We start from the raw sequence: 19,019 nt of genomic DNA on the forward strand, positions 1-19,019 counted from the left end.
GCGAATTCCGTCCTTACGAAGGGTGGGGTGGCAGCGCTGCTGCGGGCAGCGCTGCCGTGAGCGGCATCCGCCCCACCGCCGCCGGCCCCGGCGCAGGCTGGGGTCATGAGCGAACACGAGACCCCACCGATCCAGCCGATCGACGCCGAGCTCACGCGACGGCTGTTCCACGAGCGCATCATCGTGCTCGGCGACGAGCTCGACCAGGCCGGCGGCAACCGCATCATCGCGCAGCTGCTCACGCTGGCCGCCGACGACCCGCGCCGCGACATCCGCTTCTGGATCAACTCCCCCGGCGGGTCGGTGCCCGCGATGCTCGCGATCATGGACGTGATGCGCGCCATCCCGAACGACGTCGCGACCATCGCCGTCGGCTGGGCGGCGAGCGCCGGCCAGTTCCTGCTCACGGCGGGCACGCCCGGCAAGCGGTACGCCCTGCCGCACGCGCGGGTGCTCATGCACCAGGGCTCGTCGGGCATCGGCGGCACCGCCGTCGACGTGGAGCTGCAGGCCGACGACCTCCGCTACACGCGCGACGTGGTGCTCGGCATCACCGCCGAGCTCACCGGGCAGACGATCGAGCGCATCGCCCAGGACTCGTTGCGCGACCGCTGGTACACCGCCGAGCAGGCCGTCGAGTACGGGTTCGTCGACCGGGTGGTGCACGGCTCCGAGGAGCTCTACGGCGGCAGCGCCCGCCAGATGACCGGACTGCGGGTGCCGGCATGAGCTCCTACACGATCCCCTACGTCGTCGAGAAGCGCGGCAACGCCGAGCGCACGATGGACGTCTACAGCCGCCTGCTCTCCGAGCGCATCGTCTACCTCGGCACCGAGATCGACGACGGCGTCGCGAACGTGCTCATCGCGCAGTTCCTGCACCTCGCGTCGGAGTCGAGCGAGACGCCGATCAGCCTGTACCTGAACTCGCCCGGCGGATCGCCCGGGGCCGCCCTCGCGGTGTACGACACGATGCAGCACATCCGGCCGGATGTCGCGACGACATGCGTCGGGCAGGCCGGCGGCCCGGCCGCGGTGCTGCTCGCGGGCGGCGCGAAGGGGCAGCGCGCGATCCTCCCGCACGGCAAGGTCACGCTGCACCAGCCGTCGACGCAGGGACGCGGCACCGTGCCCGACCTGATCCTGCACGCCGACGAGGTGGTGCGCGTTCGGGCCGAGCTCGAGGCGGCGCTCGCGGCCGACACGGGGCGCGACGTGCTGACGCTGCGCCACGACACCGACCGCGACCTCATCCTGCCTGCGGCGGCCGCGGTCGCCTACGGCATCGCCGACCACGTGCTCGAGGTGCAGGCGCTGGCCGCCACCCGCTAGGACGCGAGCAGCTCGTCGACGAGGGCTCGCACGGTCGCCTCGAACGCGACGAAGGCCGGGTTCGCGGCGGCGTCCTCCGACCACAGTCGCAGCTCGTGCCGCTCGGCGCCGCCACCGAGTTCCACCGTGACGGGCACCTCGTCGTCGCCGATCCGGCGCGTCGATCCCCGGAGGTGCGCGAGGTCGGCGGCCTCGACCGCGTCCGAGAGTCGCTCGGCCTGCGCGGGGGTGAGCACGCCGGTCGCCTCACGACGCCCGAGGTCGCCACGACCGGAACGGGACGCGGTGGCGGTGCCATCGGGCTCGACGGTGAGCGTCACGTAGCCGGACATCTCGTGTCCGCGCCGGTACCGCATGATCATGTCGGCCCCCTCCTCACATCTCCCGCAGGGAACAGGTGTAGCCGGCGAACGCCCGCGCCACCTCGGTGACGATGTGCTGGAAGTGGCGCGCCCTGAACTTCGCCTGCGGGATGCCCTGAGCGTAGTAGTTCGCCATGATGCTGTGGTCGTTCGTCAGCACCCGCCCCGGGATCGCCGGGTTCGAGTATTCGTCACTCACGCCGAGCGCCGCGTGGCCGAACTCGTGGGCGTAGGTGATGTCGATCTCGGGCGCCCCGCTGCCCTCGAGCTCGTAGACGTTGCCGCCGGCGGCCGCCATCGCGCTGTCGCCGCCCGGGGCGCCGCCGTGCACGCCGATCTGGTAGCCGCTGTCGAGGTCGTACAGGAGGAACGTGATCGGGAGCTCGATCGGCGCCGGCCCGGCGGCCGCCGAGTTCGGCGTGCAGACGACCTTGAACTTGTTGTCGAGGTAGGAGTACGCCGCGGTCTTCACGCGACGGACGAACGCGGCGTACGCGGCATCCGACGCCCAGGTGCCGTGACGCACCCAGTTGATGCCGAGCGTGATCTCGATGCTCGACTGGGTGCGGTTGAGGAGGAGGTCCTGGGTGTACGTGTTGCCCGTGTCGGTCGTCTCGGAGATCGCCGTGCGGGTCGTCACGTCGCGGCTGACCACGGGCACGGTCCCCGCCGGCACCCCGCGGAGCTGCTCCCCGGCGACCACCCGCTGCGCCACGCGGTTGCCGACCGTGCCCTGCATCCTGGCCATCGCGTCCCGCGCGATGCCGGCCGGTTCGGCTCGCAACCGGGCGGTGTCGAGCCCGGGCGCCTCCGCACGGTGGGCCGTGGGGGCGGGCACCGCTGCGTCCTGCGCCTCCGGGCCCTGCTCCAGGTGACGGATGCGGCCCATCCCACCATCGTCGCTCGCGACCGCGGCGGCGACCTGCTCCAATGTGCAGGCGTTCGGGCAGGCTCGCGGGCGCTCGCGAGCGCGGGCCGCGGGAGCGCGCAGCGGAAGCGCTACGCCGCGAGCAGGAACACGTCGCCGGGCGCGGCGAGCCCGACGCCCGTCACGACGACCGAGCCCGCGGCATCCGTGTGGCCCAGGTCGACGATGGCGACGTCCAGCGGATGCCGCACCGAGGCGTCCGCCCGGAACGCGTAGGACGCCTCGACGGTGAGCCGCTCGCGCCGCTCGGCCTCACGGCGTTCGGCGTCGAGCCGCGCCCCGAGCCGGTCGCCCACGCGGCGCACCACGTCGACGAGCTCGAGGCCGAGCGCGTCGGCGACCGACCCGAGGATCTCGGACGACGGCTCCTTGCGCCCGCGCTCGATCTCGGAGAGGTACTGCGGCGAGACGCCCGCCGTGGCGGCGACCTCGGTCAGGATGCGCTCCTGCTCGAGGCGCTCGCCGCGGAGCACCTCGCCGAGCACGTGCCGCCAGAGCGGCTTGGTGGCCTGCGGGGCGACCGCCCCCGGGAACTCGACGACCTTGCCCATGTGCCGAGGCTAATCGCGCGCCGTCGCCGCCGTCAGCCCGATCCGCTCAGGGCAGAATCCGGATGCCGCGGCAGCGCGCCGCGCGCCGCGCGCCGGCAGCTTGCCACTCGCGCTCAGCTCGCCGCGCGCGTCGGCTCCTCGTCGAGCCGCTCGCTCACCCGCGCGGCCACGTCGGCGATCATGCGCTTCTCGTCGGGCTGGAGCACGTCGAGGAAGAGGCCGCGGATCGCCGAGGCATGATCGCGCATGGCGCCCAGCAGCGCCCGGCGGCCGTCGCGGGTGAGCACGACCCACGAGCCGCGGCCGTCGGTGTCGCACTCGACGCGCTCGACGAGCCCGCGCGCCGCCATGCGGGTGAGTTGGTGCGAGAGGCGGCTCTTCTCCCACGCGATCGCGTCGCCGAGCTCGCCGGGACGGAGGCGGTGGTCGGGCGCCTGGAACAGCGTGAGCATCACGCCGTAGTCGCCCTGCGAGATGCCCGCGTCGCGCTGCAGGCGCCGGTCGAGCTCGCGCATGAGGTCGCGGTGCATCGTGGCGAAGTCGTGCCAGAGCTGCCACTCGGTCGCATCGATCTCGGACACCTCGGACATGCGCCCAGCCTAGCCAAGGATGGTTGACGTGTCATCTATTAAGGTTATGATGACGCGTCAACTACTTCATCGGGAAGGCACACACACCATGTCCACTGTCAGGATCGGCATCATCATCGGCAGCACGCGTCCGGGCCGCGTCGGCGACCAGGTCGCGAACTGGGTGCTCGAGCACGCCTCCACGCGCACCGACGCCGAGTTCGAGCTCGTCGACCTCGCCGACTTCGCGCTCCCCCACCTCGATGAGGCCATGCCGCCCAGCCTCGGTCAGTACGCCAACGACCACACGAAGGCCTGGGCCGAGAAGGTCGACTCCTTCGACGGCTACATCTTCGTGACGCCCGAGTACAACCACTCCACCTCGGGCGCCCTCAAGAACGCGCTCGACTTCGTCTACGGCGAGTGGAACGACAAGGCGGCCGGACTCGTCAGCTACGGCGCGGCAGGCGGGACCCGAGCGGCCGAGCACCTCCGGCTCATCCTCGGCGAGCTGCAGGTCGCCGACGTGCGCCAGCAGGTCGCGTTCTCGCTCATGACCGACTTCGAGAATTACCACGTGTTCACGCCCGCGGCCTACCACCAGGGCATGCTCGCGACCCAGCTCGACCAGCTCGTGCCGTGGGCCGCTGCCCTCAAGGGCGTGCGCGACGCGCGCTCCGCGCTCGCCCAGGCGGCCTGACCCGACCGGCCGCGCTTCGCGCACGAACGCCCCGGCGCCCGCTCAACGCGGTGCGCCGGGGCGTTCGTCGTGGCTCAGGCCGGCTCGTAGGTGAGGCAGTCGGCGTCGTCGACGCCCGGGCCGACGCGAACGGATGCCGCGGTGCACTCGAGCGACGAATTGTGCACGCACTCCGACCGCTGGCAGGCGCCGACGTGCGAGAGCACCTTGTCGAGTCCGCCCTTCGTGCCGAGCGGGATGAAGGTGGCGCACTCCGCGTCGCCGACGGATCCGCCGATGGTGACCGCGGCGGCGTGGCAGTGCGAATGATCGTTGTACGAGCAGCCGGACACCGAACACTCGGCGACGGCGGGCAGATCGTCGAGCGTCATGCTCATGGTGACCTCCAAGGGCGGTTGCGACGGTGCGATACCGCGATGGTAGCCCCGACGAGCGGTCGCCCGCAGCATCCGACGCCGACTTTTCCGCAGATCAGAGGCACTTTCTTGGTGAGGCTAGCCTAACCTTCGTGCATCGGTCGGCTCGCCCCCGCACCCGCTCGCCCCCGACTGCGGCGACGAACTTCGGATGGATGCCGTCGGCCGCGTCACCGGCCTAGGGTGAGCGAGTCACCCGTACGAGATCGGAGCGCACGTGGCATCCGCAGCACGCCGTTGGATCGGCCTGGTCGTCATCAGCCTCGCCGTCGCGCTGATCATCGTCGACTCGACGATCGTGAACGTGGCGATCCCCTCGATCGTCGACGACCTCGGCATCACGTCCACCCAGGTGCAATGGGTGCAGGAGAGCTACACCATCGTGTTCGCCGCCCTGCTGCTCACGTTCGGCACCATCGCCGACCGCGTGGGCCGCCGACGCATGATGGTCATCGGCATCACGATCTTCAGCCTTGCGAGCGTCGCCGCAGCCCTCGCACCGACGGGCGACCTGCTCATCCTCTCGCGGGTCGTGCAGGGCGTCGGCGGCGCGATGATCCTGCCGACCTCCCTGTCGATCATCAACGCGAACTTCCACGGCCGCGAGCGCGGCATCGCCTTCGCGGTGTGGGGCTCCACGATCGGCGGCATGGCGGCGGTCGGACCGCTCCTCGGCGGCTGGCTCACGACGGACTACTCGTGGCGATGGGCGTTCGGCATCAACGTGCCGCTCGGCATCATCACGATCGTGGGCGCCCTGCTCACCGTCGCCGAGTCGCGGGCCGCGCACCCCATGCGCCTCGACCCGGTGGGCGCCGTGCTCTCGGTGATCACCTCGGCGAGCCTCGTCTTCGCCCTCATCGAGGGCCGCACCTACGGGTGGTGGGAGACCGAGTCGCCGCTCATGTTCGGCGACTGGGAGTGGACCTTCCCGATCTCGCCCACGCCGTTCCTCTTCGCGATCGCCGTGCTGAGCGGCGCCGCCTTCGTGGCCTGGGGCCTCGCCCGGCAACGGCGCGGCCAGGACCCGATGCTGCCCTTCGGGCTGTTCCGCATCCCGTCGTTCCGCAACGGCAACATCGCGGCGCTCATCGTGTCGCTCGGCGAGTTCGGCATCATCCTGTCGCTGCCGCTCTGGCTGCAGAACGTGCTCGGCTACGACGCCCTGCAGACCGGCTACGTGCTGCTCGGGCTCGCCATCGGCGCGTTCGCCGCCAGCGGCGTCGCGGGCACCCTCGGCCAGCGGGTCGCACCAGTGTGGACCGTGCGCGTGGGCATCCTGCTCGAGATCGCCGGCCTCGTCGTCATCGCGTTCGTCATCGCGGTCGACACCCCGTGGTGGCAGATCGTCATCGGCCTGTTCGTGTACGGGTTCGGCGTCGGTCTCGCGACCGCGCAGCTCACCGGCGTCGTGCTCGCCGACGTGCCCGTCGGGCAGAGCGGCCAGGCGTCGGGCACGCAGAGCACCGCGCGCCAGTTCGGCTCGGCGCTCGGCATCGCCATCCTCGGCACGGTGCTCTTCACCTCGCTCGGCGCCAACCTCGACGACGAGCTCGAGCCGTTCGTGCCCCAGCCGCAGCGCGAGCAGGTCGTCGATGCGGTGGTCGACAGCGCCGGGGCGGCCATCCCGGCCATCGAGGCGCAGTCGCCCGAGGCCGCGCAGGCGGCCCGCGAGGCGTTCAGCGATGCCACGCGGGCGTCGGCGCTCACGGCGGCCGGATTCCTCGCGGTCGGGCTCCTGGCCACGATCTCGCTCGGGTCGGGGCGCAGGCAGGACACGTGGGCGCCCGACGACGTCGACACCGTGCCGGCCGCGAGCGGCGGGTCGCCCGCCTAGGACCTCCGGCGACTCAGTCGGGCGCGTTGTCGGGGTCGACCGCCTCGAGGGTCTGCTCCTCGACCGGGTTGTCGGCGTCGAGCTCGTTCGCGTCGGGGCCGAGGTCGTCGCCGTCGTGCATGATCTCGTCGGCGTCGTTGCGCGGCTCGCCCTCGGTCTCGTCCTGCCCGACGTCGGGCGTGAAGCGGTCGGCGTCGTGCCGTTGGGCGTGGTCGCGTGGGTCGGTCATGGCCCCTCCTCGGTCGAAGGCCGCATGCGGATGCCCCGGGCGATCTCCCATCCGGCTGCCGCGTGCGGATGCCTCCAGCGTCCGCTCGACCGGCGCGAGGGTCAACGGGTTGACGGATTGCCTCTGGTGGGCGCGCGCCCGGGCACGACAGAATGGCGGGGAGCCCCTCGGAGGTACACGTGGACATCGAAACCGTGATCTGGTCGATTCTCGGACTGATCGTCGCCGTCGGCGGCGTGCTGCTCCTCGCGGCGCTCTGGTCGATCATCCGCGCTCCTCGCCAGCGCTGACTCCGCGCACCGAATCGACCGTATGACGAGCGCCACCACCACGGCTCCGGTGCTGCCCCGCCGTTCGCCGCCGCCCGCCGGCGCCGGCGCCGGTGACCGCCTCTCCGCACTGCTGCTCCTCTGCTTCACCCTGATCGCGATCGTGTGGGCGAACTCGCCATGGGGGTCGACGTACGACGCGTTCTGGGACACGCATGTCGAGATCGTCGTCGGCGGGTTCCAGGCACAGCTCACGCTGCACCAGCTCGTCAACGACGGCCTGATGGCGTTCTTCTTCTTCACCGTCGGCCTCGAGGTCAAACGCGAGTTCACCATCGGCGAGCTCACCGACCGTTCGCGCGCGGCGGTGCCCGTCATCGCGGCCGTCGCGGGGCTGGTGCTCCCTGCCGCGATCTTCATGCTGTTCAACGCGGGCACCGACGAGATGCACGCGTGGGGCGTCGTGATCTCCACCGACACGGCGTTCCTGCTCGGCGCGCTCGCGATCATCGGGCCCAAGTTCCCGTGGCGGTTGCGCACCTTTCTGCTCACCCTCGCCGTGGTCGACGACATCGGCGCGCTCGTGGCGATCGCGGTGTTCTACAACGAGGGCATACAGCTGCTGCCGCTCGTGATCAGCGCGGTGCTGCTCGTGGCCCTCGCCCTCGTGCGCTTCCTGCCCGTCGGCCGCGGCCCGGCCTACGCCGTGCTCGGCTTCGGCCTGTGGCTGGGCGTCGGCGCAGCAGGCGTGCACCCGACGCTCGCGGGCGTCGCCGTGGCCCTCGTGATCCCGGTGTTCCCCCCGCGCCGCATGGAGGTCGAGCGGGCCGCCGAGCTCACTCGCGCGTTCCGCGAGTCGCCGAACACGACGTATGCGCGCGCGGCCACGCGGAGCCTGCGCGACTCCATCTCCATCAACGAGCGGCTGCAGGCGGCGTGGTCGCCCTACGTCGCGTTCATCGTGCTGCCGATCTTCGCGCTCGCGAACGCCGGCGTGCAGCTCGACCCGCAGACGCTGTCGGCCGCGGTGTCGTCGCCCCTCACCTGGGGCATCGTGGCGGGCCTCGTCATCGGCAAGTTCGTCGGCATCACGGGGGCCACGGCCTTGGTGCGGATGCTGCGCATCGGCACCCTCGCGCCCGGACTCACCGTGTCGCGCATCTCGGGAGGCGCGGCGCTGTCGGGCATCGGCTTCACGATCGCGCTGTTCATCGTGGGACTCGCGATCGAGGACCCCGAGACCCAGGATCTCGCGCGCGTCGGCGTGCTCGCGGCATCCGTCATCGCCTTCGTGCTCGGCTGGCTCATCTTCCTGGTCGGCGACCGGTTGCGGCCGCCCGTCGCCGTCGGCGCCAAGCTCGTGCGGCCGTTCGACCCCGAGCGCGACCACTTCCGCGGGCGGCCCGACGCGCCCCACCTGATCGTCGAGTACGGCGACTTCGAGTGCCCGTTCTGCAGCCGGGCGACGGGATCGATCGACGCGGTCATCGACCACTTCGGCGACGACGTCTGCTGGGTGTTCCGCCACCTGCCCCTCGAGGCGGTGCATCCGCACGCGCGGGAGTCGGCCCAGGCGGTGGAGGCGGCGGCGCTGCAGGGCCGGTTCTTCGACATGGCGCTGACCCTGTTCGCGAACCAGGACGACCTGACCACCGACGACCTCTGCCGCTACGCCCGCGACCTCGGCCTCGACATGGATCGCTTCGCCGACGACCTGCGGTCGCCCGCGGTCGTGCGACGCGTCGAGGACGACCGCCTCGACGCGCAGATGATGGACCTGCACGGCACGCCCACGTTCTTCATCGGCGAGCGCCGCCACAAGGGCCCGTACGACTCGGCCACGCTGATCGCCGCGCTCGAGGCGGAGCGCAAGCCCCTTGGTGAGCCCGCCGCCGGTGCCTAGCGTGGGGGCATGCCACCCGACGAACCGCTGACCGCTCAGGCGGACACCGACGCTGCGGCCGACGCCGCGACCGAGGCAGGCGGCCGAGCAGCTTCCGCGGGCCGGGCGCTCACCCTCTCGATCGTGGTGCCGGTGCGCAACGACCGCGACCGCCTCGAGCGGCTGCTCGCCTCGGTCGCGGCGCAGTCCGTCGCGCCCGACGAGATCGTCATCGTCGACAACGGCGGCAACGGCGACCTCGGCCCGTTGGCGGCGCGCTACGGATGCCGCGTGGTGCCCGAGCCCGTCGTCGGCATCCCTGCGGCGACCTCGACCGGCCTCGACGCGGCATCCGGCGACCTGCTCGCGCGTGTCGACGCCGACACCGTGCTGCCGCCCGACTGGGTGCGGGACGCCCGTGAGCGCTTCGCCGACCCGGCCGTGGAGGCCGTCACGGGGTGGGCGTGGCTGCCGAGCGCGCCGTCGCTCGCATCACGGCTGCTCATCATGGCGTACCTCGGCGGCTACACCGTGCTCGCCGGAGTCGCGCTCGGGCATCGGCCGCTCTGGGGGTCGTCGGCCGTGCTGCGGCGCGACCTGTGGCTCGCCGTGCACGACGACGTCTGCCGCGACGACCAGCGCGTGCACGACGACCTCGACCTGAGCCTGCACTTGCCGCCGGGCACCCGCGTGCTCCGCGACCAGCGGTTGTCGGTGGGCGTGTCGACGCGGCCGTTCCGCGATCCGGGCAAGCTCTGGCGCTCCGCGAGCATGGGCGTGCACACGTTCACCCGGCACTGGCCCGAGGAGTTGCCGCCGTACCGGTGGGCGCGCATCGTGCGGGCGCGCCGGACTCAGGCGCGATCGGGCCGGCGCACGTCGTCCCAGCCCGCCTGCGGCGTCTCGCAGGTCTCGCGGTAGACGTACTGCGACGGCCGCTTGCGCTCGTGGCTGACCCAGTCGATCGCGGGCCGGCGCTGCTCTTCGGGCACGTAGCCGAGCCGGTAGACGGCCATGAGCTCGAGCTCGTCGGGCACCCGCAGCAGGCGCACGATCTCGTCCCAACGGCCGGGCACCTCCATCGGGAAGGAGATGAACTGGATGCCCATGCCCAGCTCGACCGTCGTGAGCCAGACGTTCTCCATGGCGGCGCCCATGCTGAAGACGGAGTAGAACGACGAGAGCTGCCCGGGCCGGTACTCGCTGCGGTCGAGCATGACGCCGAGCAGCAGCGGCGACCCGGCGACGAGCTTGCGGTTCTCCTCGCCGAGCGTCTTCGGCACGCCGAACGTGTTCATGAGCTTCTGCCCGCGCTTGGTGAACACCTGGCTGGTGAACGGCCGCAGCGGCGCGGGCAGCTTGTCGAAGAGCATGCCGCTGCGCTGCTCGTCCATCTCGGCCTGGCTGAACCGGAAGTAGGGTTTGTAGCGCTCGAAGAACGTGCCGTTCGACATCGCCTCGGTCATGCTCTCGCCCGAGATGCGCGCGATCGCCTCGATGGTCGGGCGGTCCTCGATCACGACGAAGCGCCAGGGCTGGCTGTTGAGCTGCGACGGCGCCCGGCCGGCCGCCTCCATGAGGATCCGCTGGTGCTCCTCCGAGACGGGGTCGGGCAGGAACGGCCCGTTCGTGGTCTTGCGGCGGCGGATCGCGTCGAGCAGTTCCATGCGTCCTACTTCCTGGTCTTCCGGGTGTTCCCGGGCTTCCGGGTCTGCGACCTCGTGCGCTCGGGCAGGCTCGAACGCACCAGCGCGGCGAGGAAGAACGGCGCCGCGGTGAGCGCGACGAGCGGATGCCGCCGTGTCCGAGTGCCCGCGTACGGGATCAGCGTCAGCGGCACGGCGGCCGGGGCGAGCAGCGCGGCGGCGGCACGGCTCGCGCCCCGCGGACTCCCCCACACGGCCGAGCTCATCGCGCCGACGGCGAGCGAGAACGTCGCGATGTAGAGCGCGTGGTGCACCCACCGCACATTCCGGGTGTCGACGAGGCGCAGGGCGACGGATGCCCCGAGCGCGCAGTTCGCGGCGTAGCTCACCGTGGCCGCGGTGAACATCGGCGCGGAGCGCACGTCAGGCCACCGGGCTTCCGCCGGCGGAGTCCTGCCGAAGCTGCTCGCCCTGCGAGGTGGCTCCCGAGGCCGTCTCGCGCCGTCGGCGCAGTGGCTTGCGTGCGTCGATCGACGGGTCGGGGCCGTCCCACACCTTGATGATCGCCCAGCCGACCGCCGCGATCGGCACCGCGAGCACGGCGCCCACGATGCCGCCGAGGATGGTGCCGGCGGTGAGGGCGATGAGGATGACCAGCGGATGCAGCTTCAGCGACTGCGCCATCACCACGGGCTGCAGCAGGTCGCCCTCGAGCTGGTTCACGGCGATGACGATCGCGACGACGATGAGCGCGACGACCGGTCCGTTGGCCACGAGCGCGACGAGCGCGGCGAGGATGCCGGCGACCGTGGCGCCGACGAGCGGGATGAACGAGCCGAGGAACACGATGACGGCGAGCGGCAGGGCGAGCGGCACCTGCAGGATCACGAGGCCGAGGCCGATCACGACGGCGTCGACGAGCCCGACGATCGCGGTGCCGCGGATGTAGCCGCCGAAGACCTTGACGCTCGTCGTGCCGACCCGGCGTCCGCGCTCGAGCCGCACGCCGCTGAAGGGCCGGAGGAAGAACGCCCAGATGCGGTCGCCGTCCTTGAGGAAGAAGAAGAGCACCACGAGCACCAGCAGGGCGCCCGCGACGAACTCGGTGGCCGCAGAGACGCCGCGCACGGCCCCGGCGCCGAACTCGGCGCTCGTCACGTAGTCGACGATCGCGTCGCGTGCCGAGGTGACCTGCTGCTGGTCGATGGGGAAGGGCAGGTCCTTGAGCCAGGCCTGGAGGTCGTCGAAGCCCTCGCCTGCCGACGCGGCCAGCTCGTCCCACTGGTTGCGCACCGCGAACACGATCGCGGTGACCACGCCGCCGAGCACGAGGATGCCGCCGACGAGGGTGACCCAGGCCGCGAGGATCGGCGACAGTCCACGACGGCGCAGCCAGCCCACGAGCGGCGCCGCCGCCGAGGCGACGATGAGCGCGATGAGCACGGGGATGACGAGGAGCTTCACCTGCACCAGCGCCCACACGGCGAGCGCGCCGAGCGTCACGACGAGGAGGACCTGCAGGCTCCGGATGCTCCAGCGACCGAGCCGGTCGGCCCACAGGCGCTCGGTGGGAGCCGGCGAGGGAGGTCGATCGCTCATGCCCTCACCCTAGGGGCCAGGCCCTCGGTGACGAACCCCCTGTCCCGCGCCCGACCGATGGGATACGGTCCGGCCCGGCGGCGCGTGCGGCTCAGCCGCCTGCGGGCTCAGCCGCCTGCGGCTCAGCCGCGGGCGTGGAGCACGTCGTCGATCCAGGCGGGCACCACCACGCTCGCCGGGCCGTGCCGCACCTCGTCGAACAGCGGCGTGATCTCGCTCGGCGCGAGGTTCAGCTCGATCGTGTGCGCGCCGACCGCGGCAGCCGTCATCACGAACCCGGCCGCCGGGTAGACGGCGCCCGAGGTGCCGATCGCCGCGAAGCGGTCGCAGGCGAGCAGCGCCTCGTCGATGAGGTCGAGGTCGTAGGGCATCTCGCCGAACCACACCACGTCGGGGCGCAGCATCCGCTCGCCGCACTCGGGGCACGGCGGCCGCTCGACGAGGTCGGCCGCGACGGGCACCCGCCGACCGCAGGCCAGGCAGCGCGCCTGCAGCAGGTCGCCGTGCATGTGCACCACTCGCTGCGAGCCCGCGCGTTCGTGCAGGTCGTCGATGTTCTGGGTGACCACGAGCAGGTCGTCGCCGAGCTCGCGTTCGAGCCGGGCCAGGGCCAGGTGCGCCGGGTTCGGCTCGGCTCGGGCCACGGCATGGCGCCGCGCGTCGTAGAAGCGCTGCACCATGACGGGATCGCGCGCGAAGCCCTCAGGGGTGGCGACGTCCTCGACGCGGTGCCCCTCCCAGAGTCCGCCCGCGTCGCGGAACGTCGGCACGCCGCTCTCGGCCGAGATGCCGGCGCCGGTGAGCACGACGAGTCGCATGCCTCCATTGAATCGCGAGTACGTCCGTCGGGGTATGCCAGGTGACTCCGACGGGCGGATGCCTTGGCTCCGCCGCACCGGCATCGTGGAGGCATGGGCACCACGACGCGCACGCCGCCACTCCCGCGCACGGGGGCAGGGGGCATCCGGATGCCGCTCTCATCCCGCGCGCGAAAGCTCCTGCTGCTCGTGCACATCGCGGCCGCGGGCACCTGGCTCGGGCTCGACCTGGCACTCGGCATCCTCGTCGTCACCGCGCTCACCGCGGATGCGATGGGCGCCGGCGCCGCGGCGCTCAGTCTCGTCGCGGCGTCGACGTGGCCGCTGGTGATCGTCGGGCTCGTCACGCTGGCCACGGGGGTGCTCCTGGGGCTCGGCACGAAGTACGGGCTGGTGCGCTACCGCTGGGTGCTCGTGAAGCTCGTCGTCAACGTGGTGCTCGTGACGATCGTCGTGCTCGTGCTCTGGCCCGGCCTCACCACCGTCGCGGACGGCGCTCGCGCGGCGCTCGCCGACGGGGTGGCGCCCACGGTGACGGCGAACCTCGTCTTCCCGCCCGTCGTCTCGTCGACCGCGCTCCTCGCGGCGATGACGCTGTCGGTGTTCAAGCCGTGGGGCCGCACGCGACGTTTCCCTCCCGATTCTTCGGTACCGACGTACCGAAGTACCGAAGTACCGGAGAAACCGCGAACGAACACGATCGAGGGAATCGCCTGACGCGCGAGGCATCGAGCGGATGCAGCGTGCGAGACGCGTCGTCGGCTCAGCCCCGCCGGGCGGTCAGCCCCGCCGGCCGGACGGCGACGTCGACCAGACGGCGAGCGCCACGAGCAGCGGCTGGAAGAACAGGCGGATGAACCGCGCCCGATCGGTCGTGAGGCCGAACGCGTCGCGACGCTCGGCCCACTGGGCGAGGTTGCCGGGGAACACGGCGACGAAGAACGCCGCGACGATCGCGCCGATGCGACCGCGTTCGCGCGGCAGCGCGACGAGCGCCGCGCCGAGGCCGACCTCGACCACGCCCGAGCCGACCACCACCGCGTCGGGGTCCATCGGCACCCACGGCGGCACCTGCGCACGGAACTCGCGGCGCGCCCAGAACAGGTGGCTGACGCCGGCGAAGACGAGGAACCCGGCGAGCACGAGTCGCCCCAGGGTGCGGGCCGGCGTCGAGGCGGGCACGCCCGAACGGCGGCTCATCGCTCGATCGACTTCCGGTCGTCGGACGGGCGCACGACGGCGCGCAGCACGAAGAAGACGACGACGGCCACCACGGCGACGATGGCCAGCTTGGCGATGAACCACAGCAGGCTGAACACCACGTCGACGAGGAACCATGCGACGAGGACGGCGACGATCACGCCGATGACGGTCCAGACGGTTCGACTCATGTTTCGAGGCTAGCCGTAGGATGACCGCTCATGGCCCCCGATGCGATCGACGGCTTCATCGAACGGCTGGCGGCCGGCCGGTCCGGCCCGAACAGCGCGAACCCGTTCGATGCCTCCCGCCCCGAGAACGCGCTGCGGCGGCGCAACCTCGACCGCTACCTGCGGCAGCTCGCCGAGCGGCAGCCCGCGACGCTCCTCGTCGGCGAGGCGCCCGGTTACCGCGGCATGGCGATCACGGGCGTGCCGTTCACGAACACGGCGCTGCTGCGGCGGGGCGTTCCGCACTTCGACCTGTTCGGCACCGAGCACGGCTATGAGATCCCGGATGCCGCCGGCGTCGCCGCCGAGCCGACGGCGACGGTGATGTGGCAGGTCCTCGAGGACCTCGACTTCCTCCCTCTGCTGTGGAGCGCGTTCCCCCTGCACCCGCATCGCCCGGATGCCCCGCTGTCGAACCGCACGCCGACCGGTGCCGAGACGGCGGAGTGGGCGTGGTCGTGGCGCGCGCTGGCCGAGGTGTTCGGCATCCGGTCGATCGTCGCGGTCGGGAATGTCGCGCAGGCGAGCCTCGCCCGCAGCGGGTGGGACGTGCCGCGGGTGCGGCATCCGTCGCACGGCGGTCGTGAGGGGTTCCGGGCGGGGCTGCAGGCGCTGCTCGACGAGGGCGTCATCCGCTGATCGGCAGGCCGCGCCCGGCGCCCAGCGCGGCGGCGACGGTCAGCGGGCGCCGCCGAGGCGGGCCGAGATCTCAGCGGCCGTGGCGCGGGCGGCGGCGACCACCTCGTCGAGGCCGACGGCGCTGTAGGACGTGCCGATGTACGGCACGGTGAGCGCGGCGATCGTGCCTCCGGCGCGATCGGTGACGGCGGTCACCACGTCGGTGATGCCCGCCTGCAGGCGGTCGGCGCGGGTCAGGTACCCGGCCGCGAGCAGCTCCGCCTCTCCGGGGAGCAGCCGGCCCGCGGCATCCGGAGCCCCCGCCGTGAGCACCGCGCCGGTCGCCGTCGTCTCGAGCGGGAAGCGCGCGCCCACCCGCACCTGGTAGCCGAAGTCGGCGGGCGACTCGGCCTGGGCGATGATGCGCACCTCACCGGCGTCGTCGACGCCGAGGTTGCACGACTGGCGGACGCGGTCGGCGAGCTCGCGCATGGGCGCTGCCGCCAGCTGCACGAGGCCACGGAGCGGCGGATGTCGGTGGGCGAGGTCGAACAGCGCCATCGAGAGCACGTACCGCGCCGACCGGTCGTCACGCGTGAGGTAGCCGCGGCGCTCGAGGGTCGCGAGCACGCGGTAGATCTGGCTGACGTTGCGACCGACCGCCTCGGCGATCTCGGTCTGCGTGAGCCCGGCTGCCTCGTTCGCGAGCAGCTCGAGGATGTCGAGCGCCTTGTCGAGGGCCGGCGCGGCGTACTCGATCCCGCGGCCCGCCGTCGTCGCCTCGGGCTCGGGGCTCACCGGTCGGCCCCGAGCGCCCGGACGAACCGTCGCGCGATCTCGCGCTCGAGGTCGTCGGGCACCGGTTGCGGCCCGGGCGCCAGCGACGCGGCATCCGTCGCCACCCGCTCGAGCGAGAGCGACTGCAGCAGGAAGCCGAGGTCCATGGCCTCGAGGGAGTTGCCCTTCGGCTCCCGTCCGGCGAGGTTCACCATGCGGCCACCCGCGAGGAGGACGAGCTCGCGTCCATCGGGCAGGTCGATGCGCTCGATCGCCGCGTCGAGCTCGGTCACGGCGACGGCGCGGGCATAGAGGGCGTCGGTGTCGATCTCCCACGGGAAGTGGCCCGCGTTCGCGAGCACGGCGCCGCTCGGCATCCGGTCGATGACGGCGTCGGTGATGATGCCCGGATGCCCGGTGGCGGTGATGAAGAACTCGCCCCACTCGGCGAGGTCGCCGAGCTCGCCCACGCGGTAGCCGTCGAGGGCCGCCTCGAAGGCCTTGATCTCGTCGATCTCGGCGACCGCGACACGCCCGCCGAAGGCCCGGAGGTACTGCGCGATGCCCCGCCCGCACCAGCCGTAGCCCGCGACGACGAACCGCCGCCCGGGGATCATCAGGTTCGTGATTCGCATGATGCTCTCGACGACCGACTGGCCGACGCCGTGCCGGTTCTCGCCGATCGCCTTGAGTGGGCTGTCGTTGATGACGATCGACGGGAACGGCACGCGCCCGGCGAGCTCGCCGCGCAGCCGGATGCCGCCGCTCGTCGTCTCCTCGGTGCCGCCGACCACCCCGGCCGCCGTGCCCGCCGTCACGATGCCGGCGACGAGGTCGGCACCGTTGTCGAGCACGAGGTCGGGACGCGCGTCGACGACTGCTGCGACGTTCGCGTGGTGCTCGTCGAGCGTGTCGTCGCGGCGACCGAACACCGTCATGCCGAGGCTCTGCAGGTAGGCGACCACGTCGTCCTGCGTCGAGCCGTGGTTGCCCGTGGCGACGATCTCGGCGCCGCCCGCGGCGAGCACCTCGAGCAGCACGGCGGTCTTCGGCTCGACGTGCAGCGACATGCCGACCCGGAGCCCGGCGAAGGGCCGTCGGGCGGCGAAGTCCTCGCGGGTGGCGGCGAGCAGCGGCATCCGGGACCTGATCCAGGTGGTACGCGCGGCGCCGCGTTCGAGCAGTTCCGACATGTCGGCTCACTTTCATATATGAATGCTTCTTTTACAGATGATACCGCGCGAAGAGGCGGGGCGCCGGTCGCCCGCCGGGGCCGCGCGTGAGGGTCGAGTCAACCCCCACGACTTCGCCGAAGCGGCTGCGTATCGTGACCGCAACGGATGGGGGGTGACATGCGCGCAGGACCGATCGCGTCCGTCGTGCTCACGGCGACGTTGGCGCTGTCGGGCTGTGCGCCTCAGTACGACGCCGCGACGAAGGAGGACCTGCGAGCCCAGGTCGTCGCCGTGAGCACCGCGAGCGCCGCAGGCGACTGGCCGACGGCGATCGCCGGGCTCGACCAGCTCGCCACGGAGGTGTCGAAGGCCCGCCGCGACGGCCGGCTCGACGACCAGCGCTTCGCGGCGATCGTGTCGGCGATGGATCTCGTGCGCCAGGACCTCGAAGCGGCCGTCGCGGCGGCCGAGACCGAGGCAGAGCAGCAGCGACTGCTGGCCGAGCAGGCCCGGTTGCAGGAGCAGATCACGCAGCTGCAGGCCGACCAGTCCGAGCCGGCGCCGCCCGCGCCGGCGCCAGGTGAGGACGGCAAGTCCGAGAAGGACGGCAAGGACGGCAAAGACGGGAAGGAGGGCAAAGGCGAGGGGAAGAGCGAGGGCAGCGGCCCTGGCGGCAGGAGCGGAATCGTGCCGGCCGCGGACCACCGGAAGCAGTGACGCCGGGCCGCGTCATAGGCTGGCGCATGCGGATGCCACGACCTCCGCTCCCCCGATCCCTGGAGGCATGACCGTGCACGACGCGAGCACGCCGGACACGCCGGCGCTCCATCCCGACACCCTCGCCGTCATCGCCGGCCGCCCGGCGAAGACGCCCGACCAGCCCATGAGCGTGCCCGTGCACCTCACCTCGACCTACGTCGCGGGCGGCGAGCTCGAGTACGGGCGGTACGGCAATCCCACGTGGACGGCCTTCGAGGAGACCCTCGGCGCCCTCGAGGGCGGCCGGTGCGTCGCGTTCGCGTCGGGCATGGCCGCCGTCGCCGCGGTGCTCGACCTCGTCGAGCCGGGCGGCACGGTCGTCGCGCCGCGGCACTCGTACACGGGCACGGTGGCCGCGCTCGAGGAGCGCGAGGAGCAGGGCCGCCTGCGGGCCGTGTACGTCGACATCACCGACACCGCCGCCGTGGCCGCCGCCTGCGAGAATGCCGCGATGGTGTGGTTCGAGTCGCCCACGAATCCCGCCCTCGAGGTCGCCGACATCGCGGCGATCGCGCGAGCGGCGCACGAGCACGGCGCGCTGGTCGCCGTCGACAACACGTTCGCCACGCCGCTGCTGCAGCGTCCGCTCGCCCTCGGCGCCGACGTGGTCGTGCACTCGGCGACGAAGTACATCTCGGGCCACAGCGACGTGCTCATGGGCGCGGTGGTCACGGCGTCCGACGAGCTCGCCGATGCGACCGTGCAGCGACGCTCGCTGCACGGCGCGATCCCGGCCCCGCTCGAGACGTTCCTCGCGCTGCGCGGGCTGCGCACCCTGCCCGTGCGGCTCGAGCGCGCCCAGGCCACCGCGCAGGAGCTCGTGCGCCGGCTCGCCGGCCACCCCGCGCTCGAGGACGTGCGCTACCCCGGCTTCGGCGCGATCGTCTCGATCGTCGTGCGCGGCGGCGCAGAGCCTGCCGACACGCTCGTGCAGCGCACGAGCCTCTGGGTGCACGCGACCAGCCTGGGCGGCGTCGAGTCGACGTTCGAGCGGCGACGCCGCTGGGCGCTCGAGCAGCCCACCATCCCCGAGGGGCTGGTGCGGCTCTCGGTCGGACTCGAGCACGTCGACGACCTGCACGGCGACCTCGTGCGGGCGCTCGACTCGCTCGGCTGACCTCGC

General features: G+C 72.3%; 24 protein-coding genes. 10 read left to right on the top strand and 14 right to left on the bottom strand.

The features are described from left to right. Positions 1-105: 105 nt before the first annotated feature. Together AC1DZA_RS15080 and AC1DZA_RS15085 are read left to right on the top strand one after the other, a co-directional pair. Complete coding sequence (locus tag AC1DZA_RS15080; protein WP_476773336.1) at positions 106-729, top strand: ClpP family protease; 624 nt, start codon at positions 106-108, stop codon at positions 727-729. Then, positions 726-1,331, top strand: coding sequence for a ClpP family protease (locus AC1DZA_RS15085; RefSeq protein ID WP_476773337.1), 606 nt, complete (start codon positions 726-728; stop codon positions 1,329-1,331). Before AC1DZA_RS15080 ends, AC1DZA_RS15085 begins: the two co-directional genes overlap by 4 nt. Here AC1DZA_RS15085 and AC1DZA_RS15090 read toward each other — a convergent pair. The 4 genes from AC1DZA_RS15090 to AC1DZA_RS15105 form a co-directional block, all read right to left on the bottom strand. Further along, positions 1,328-1,693: a hypothetical protein gene (locus AC1DZA_RS15090; RefSeq protein ID WP_476773338.1), complete on the bottom strand. Its 366-nt coding sequence runs from the start codon at positions 1,691-1,693 to the stop codon at positions 1,328-1,330. The two genes, AC1DZA_RS15085 and AC1DZA_RS15090, sit on opposite strands and share 4 nt — an antisense overlap. Positions 1,694-1,706: 13 nt before the next feature. Beyond that, positions 1,707-2,582: a hypothetical protein gene (locus tag AC1DZA_RS15095; protein WP_476773339.1), complete on the bottom strand. Its 876-nt coding sequence runs from the start codon at positions 2,580-2,582 to the stop codon at positions 1,707-1,709. A gap of 110 nt (positions 2,583-2,692) precedes the next feature. Beyond that, the gene (locus AC1DZA_RS15100; RefSeq protein WP_476773340.1) at positions 2,693-3,172 is read right to left on the bottom strand and encodes a helix-turn-helix domain-containing protein; all 480 of its coding nucleotides are present in this window, start codon (positions 3,170-3,172) and stop codon (positions 2,693-2,695) included. Between the two features lie 113 nt (positions 3,173-3,285). Further along, on the bottom strand, positions 3,286-3,762 hold the full coding sequence (locus AC1DZA_RS15105) for a MarR family winged helix-turn-helix transcriptional regulator (protein WP_476773341.1): 477 nt from the start codon (positions 3,760-3,762) through the stop codon (positions 3,286-3,288). A gap of 88 nt (positions 3,763-3,850) precedes the next feature. Between AC1DZA_RS15105 and AC1DZA_RS15110 the strand changes: the two genes are divergently transcribed. Beyond that, the gene (locus AC1DZA_RS15110) at positions 3,851-4,441 is read left to right on the top strand and encodes an NADPH-dependent FMN reductase (RefSeq protein WP_476760814.1); all 591 of its coding nucleotides are present in this window, start codon (positions 3,851-3,853) and stop codon (positions 4,439-4,441) included. Between the two features lie 74 nt (positions 4,442-4,515). On the opposite strand, the gene AC1DZA_RS15115 is transcribed toward AC1DZA_RS15110, so the two are convergent. Then, positions 4,516-4,818, bottom strand: coding sequence for a DUF1540 domain-containing protein (locus tag AC1DZA_RS15115; protein ID WP_309973839.1), 303 nt, complete (start codon positions 4,816-4,818; stop codon positions 4,516-4,518). A 256-nt stretch (positions 4,819-5,074) separates the two neighbouring features. On the opposite strand from AC1DZA_RS15115, the gene AC1DZA_RS15120 reads away from it, so the two are divergent. After that, positions 5,075-6,694 (top strand): DHA2 family efflux MFS transporter permease subunit, encoded by a 1,620-nt coding sequence (locus tag AC1DZA_RS15120; RefSeq protein ID WP_476773342.1) that lies wholly within the window; start codon positions 5,075-5,077, stop codon positions 6,692-6,694. Between the two features lie 13 nt (positions 6,695-6,707). Here the strand turns inward: AC1DZA_RS15120 and AC1DZA_RS15125 are convergent, their stop codons facing one another. Continuing rightward, the gene (locus AC1DZA_RS15125; RefSeq protein WP_476773343.1) at positions 6,708-6,923 is read right to left on the bottom strand and encodes a hypothetical protein; all 216 of its coding nucleotides are present in this window, start codon (positions 6,921-6,923) and stop codon (positions 6,708-6,710) included. 312 nt (positions 6,924-7,235) lie between these two features. On the opposite strand from AC1DZA_RS15125, the gene nhaA reads away from it, so the two are divergent. Together nhaA and AC1DZA_RS15135 are read left to right on the top strand one after the other, a co-directional pair. Then, on the top strand, positions 7,236-9,095 hold the full coding sequence (gene nhaA, locus AC1DZA_RS15130) for a Na+/H+ antiporter NhaA (RefSeq protein ID WP_476773344.1): 1,860 nt from the start codon (positions 7,236-7,238) through the stop codon (positions 9,093-9,095). A gap of 9 nt (positions 9,096-9,104) precedes the next feature. Then, the gene (locus AC1DZA_RS15135) at positions 9,105-9,995 is read left to right on the top strand and encodes a glycosyltransferase family 2 protein (protein WP_476773345.1); all 891 of its coding nucleotides are present in this window, start codon (positions 9,105-9,107) and stop codon (positions 9,993-9,995) included. On the opposite strand, the gene AC1DZA_RS15140 is transcribed toward AC1DZA_RS15135, so the two are convergent. The 4 genes from AC1DZA_RS15140 to AC1DZA_RS15155 all read right to left on the bottom strand — a co-directional run bounded on the left by AC1DZA_RS15140 (position 9,929) and on the right by AC1DZA_RS15155 (position 13,137). Further along, on the bottom strand, positions 9,929-10,741 hold the full coding sequence (locus tag AC1DZA_RS15140; protein WP_476773346.1) for a nitroreductase family protein: 813 nt from the start codon (positions 10,739-10,741) through the stop codon (positions 9,929-9,931). The genes AC1DZA_RS15135 and AC1DZA_RS15140 overlap by 67 nt on opposite strands. A gap of 5 nt (positions 10,742-10,746) precedes the next feature. Continuing rightward, entirely contained in the window at positions 10,747-11,127 is a 381-nt protein-coding gene (locus AC1DZA_RS15145; RefSeq protein ID WP_476773347.1) for a hypothetical protein, read from the bottom strand. A gap of 16 nt (positions 11,128-11,143) precedes the next feature. Next, positions 11,144-12,319: an AI-2E family transporter gene (locus tag AC1DZA_RS15150; protein ID WP_476773348.1), complete on the bottom strand. Its 1,176-nt coding sequence runs from the start codon at positions 12,317-12,319 to the stop codon at positions 11,144-11,146. A 122-nt stretch (positions 12,320-12,441) separates the two neighbouring features. Further along, positions 12,442-13,137, bottom strand: a complete 696-nt coding sequence (locus AC1DZA_RS15155; protein WP_476773349.1) for an NAD-dependent deacylase — start codon at positions 13,135-13,137, stop codon at positions 12,442-12,444. Positions 13,138-13,230: 93 nt separating this feature from the next. Between AC1DZA_RS15155 and AC1DZA_RS15160 the strand changes: the two genes are divergently transcribed. After that, the gene (locus tag AC1DZA_RS15160; protein ID WP_476773350.1) at positions 13,231-13,854 is read left to right on the top strand and encodes a hypothetical protein; all 624 of its coding nucleotides are present in this window, start codon (positions 13,231-13,233) and stop codon (positions 13,852-13,854) included. Between the two features lie 63 nt (positions 13,855-13,917). Here the strand turns inward: AC1DZA_RS15160 and AC1DZA_RS15165 are convergent, their stop codons facing one another. Together AC1DZA_RS15165 and AC1DZA_RS15170 are read right to left on the bottom strand one after the other, a co-directional pair. Then, positions 13,918-14,337, bottom strand: a complete 420-nt coding sequence (locus AC1DZA_RS15165; RefSeq protein WP_476773351.1) for a DoxX family protein — start codon at positions 14,335-14,337, stop codon at positions 13,918-13,920. Next, positions 14,334-14,528, bottom strand: a complete 195-nt coding sequence (locus tag AC1DZA_RS15170; RefSeq protein WP_309973859.1) for a hypothetical protein — start codon at positions 14,526-14,528, stop codon at positions 14,334-14,336. Before AC1DZA_RS15170 ends, AC1DZA_RS15165 begins: the two co-directional genes overlap by 4 nt. Before the next feature lie 30 nt (positions 14,529-14,558). Here AC1DZA_RS15170 and AC1DZA_RS15175 point away from each other — a divergent pair, with 30 nt between their 5' ends. Continuing rightward, the gene (locus tag AC1DZA_RS15175; protein ID WP_476773352.1) at positions 14,559-15,206 is read left to right on the top strand and encodes a uracil-DNA glycosylase; all 648 of its coding nucleotides are present in this window, start codon (positions 14,559-14,561) and stop codon (positions 15,204-15,206) included. 39 nt (positions 15,207-15,245) lie between these two features. Here the strand turns inward: AC1DZA_RS15175 and AC1DZA_RS15180 are convergent, their stop codons facing one another. Together AC1DZA_RS15180 and AC1DZA_RS15185 are read right to left on the bottom strand one after the other, a co-directional pair. Then, entirely contained in the window at positions 15,246-15,983 is a 738-nt protein-coding gene (locus AC1DZA_RS15180) for an IclR family transcriptional regulator (protein WP_476773353.1), read from the bottom strand. Further along, positions 15,980-17,155, bottom strand: a complete 1,176-nt coding sequence (locus tag AC1DZA_RS15185) for an adenosylhomocysteinase (RefSeq protein ID WP_476773354.1) — start codon at positions 17,153-17,155, stop codon at positions 15,980-15,982. The genes AC1DZA_RS15180 and AC1DZA_RS15185 overlap by 4 nt, the downstream gene beginning before the upstream one ends. Before the next feature lie 159 nt (positions 17,156-17,314). Here AC1DZA_RS15185 and AC1DZA_RS15190 point away from each other — a divergent pair, with 159 nt between their 5' ends. Together AC1DZA_RS15190 and AC1DZA_RS15195 are read left to right on the top strand one after the other, a co-directional pair. Further along, entirely contained in the window at positions 17,315-17,854 is a 540-nt protein-coding gene (locus AC1DZA_RS15190) for a hypothetical protein (protein WP_476773355.1), read from the top strand. A gap of 67 nt (positions 17,855-17,921) precedes the next feature. Beyond that, positions 17,922-19,013, top strand: coding sequence for a trans-sulfuration enzyme family protein (locus AC1DZA_RS15195; RefSeq protein ID WP_476773356.1), 1,092 nt, complete (start codon positions 17,922-17,924; stop codon positions 19,011-19,013). Positions 19,014-19,019 lie beyond the last annotated feature (6 nt).

The sequence above is a fragment of the Agromyces sp. P2_B3 genome (genome assembly GCF_056404815.1).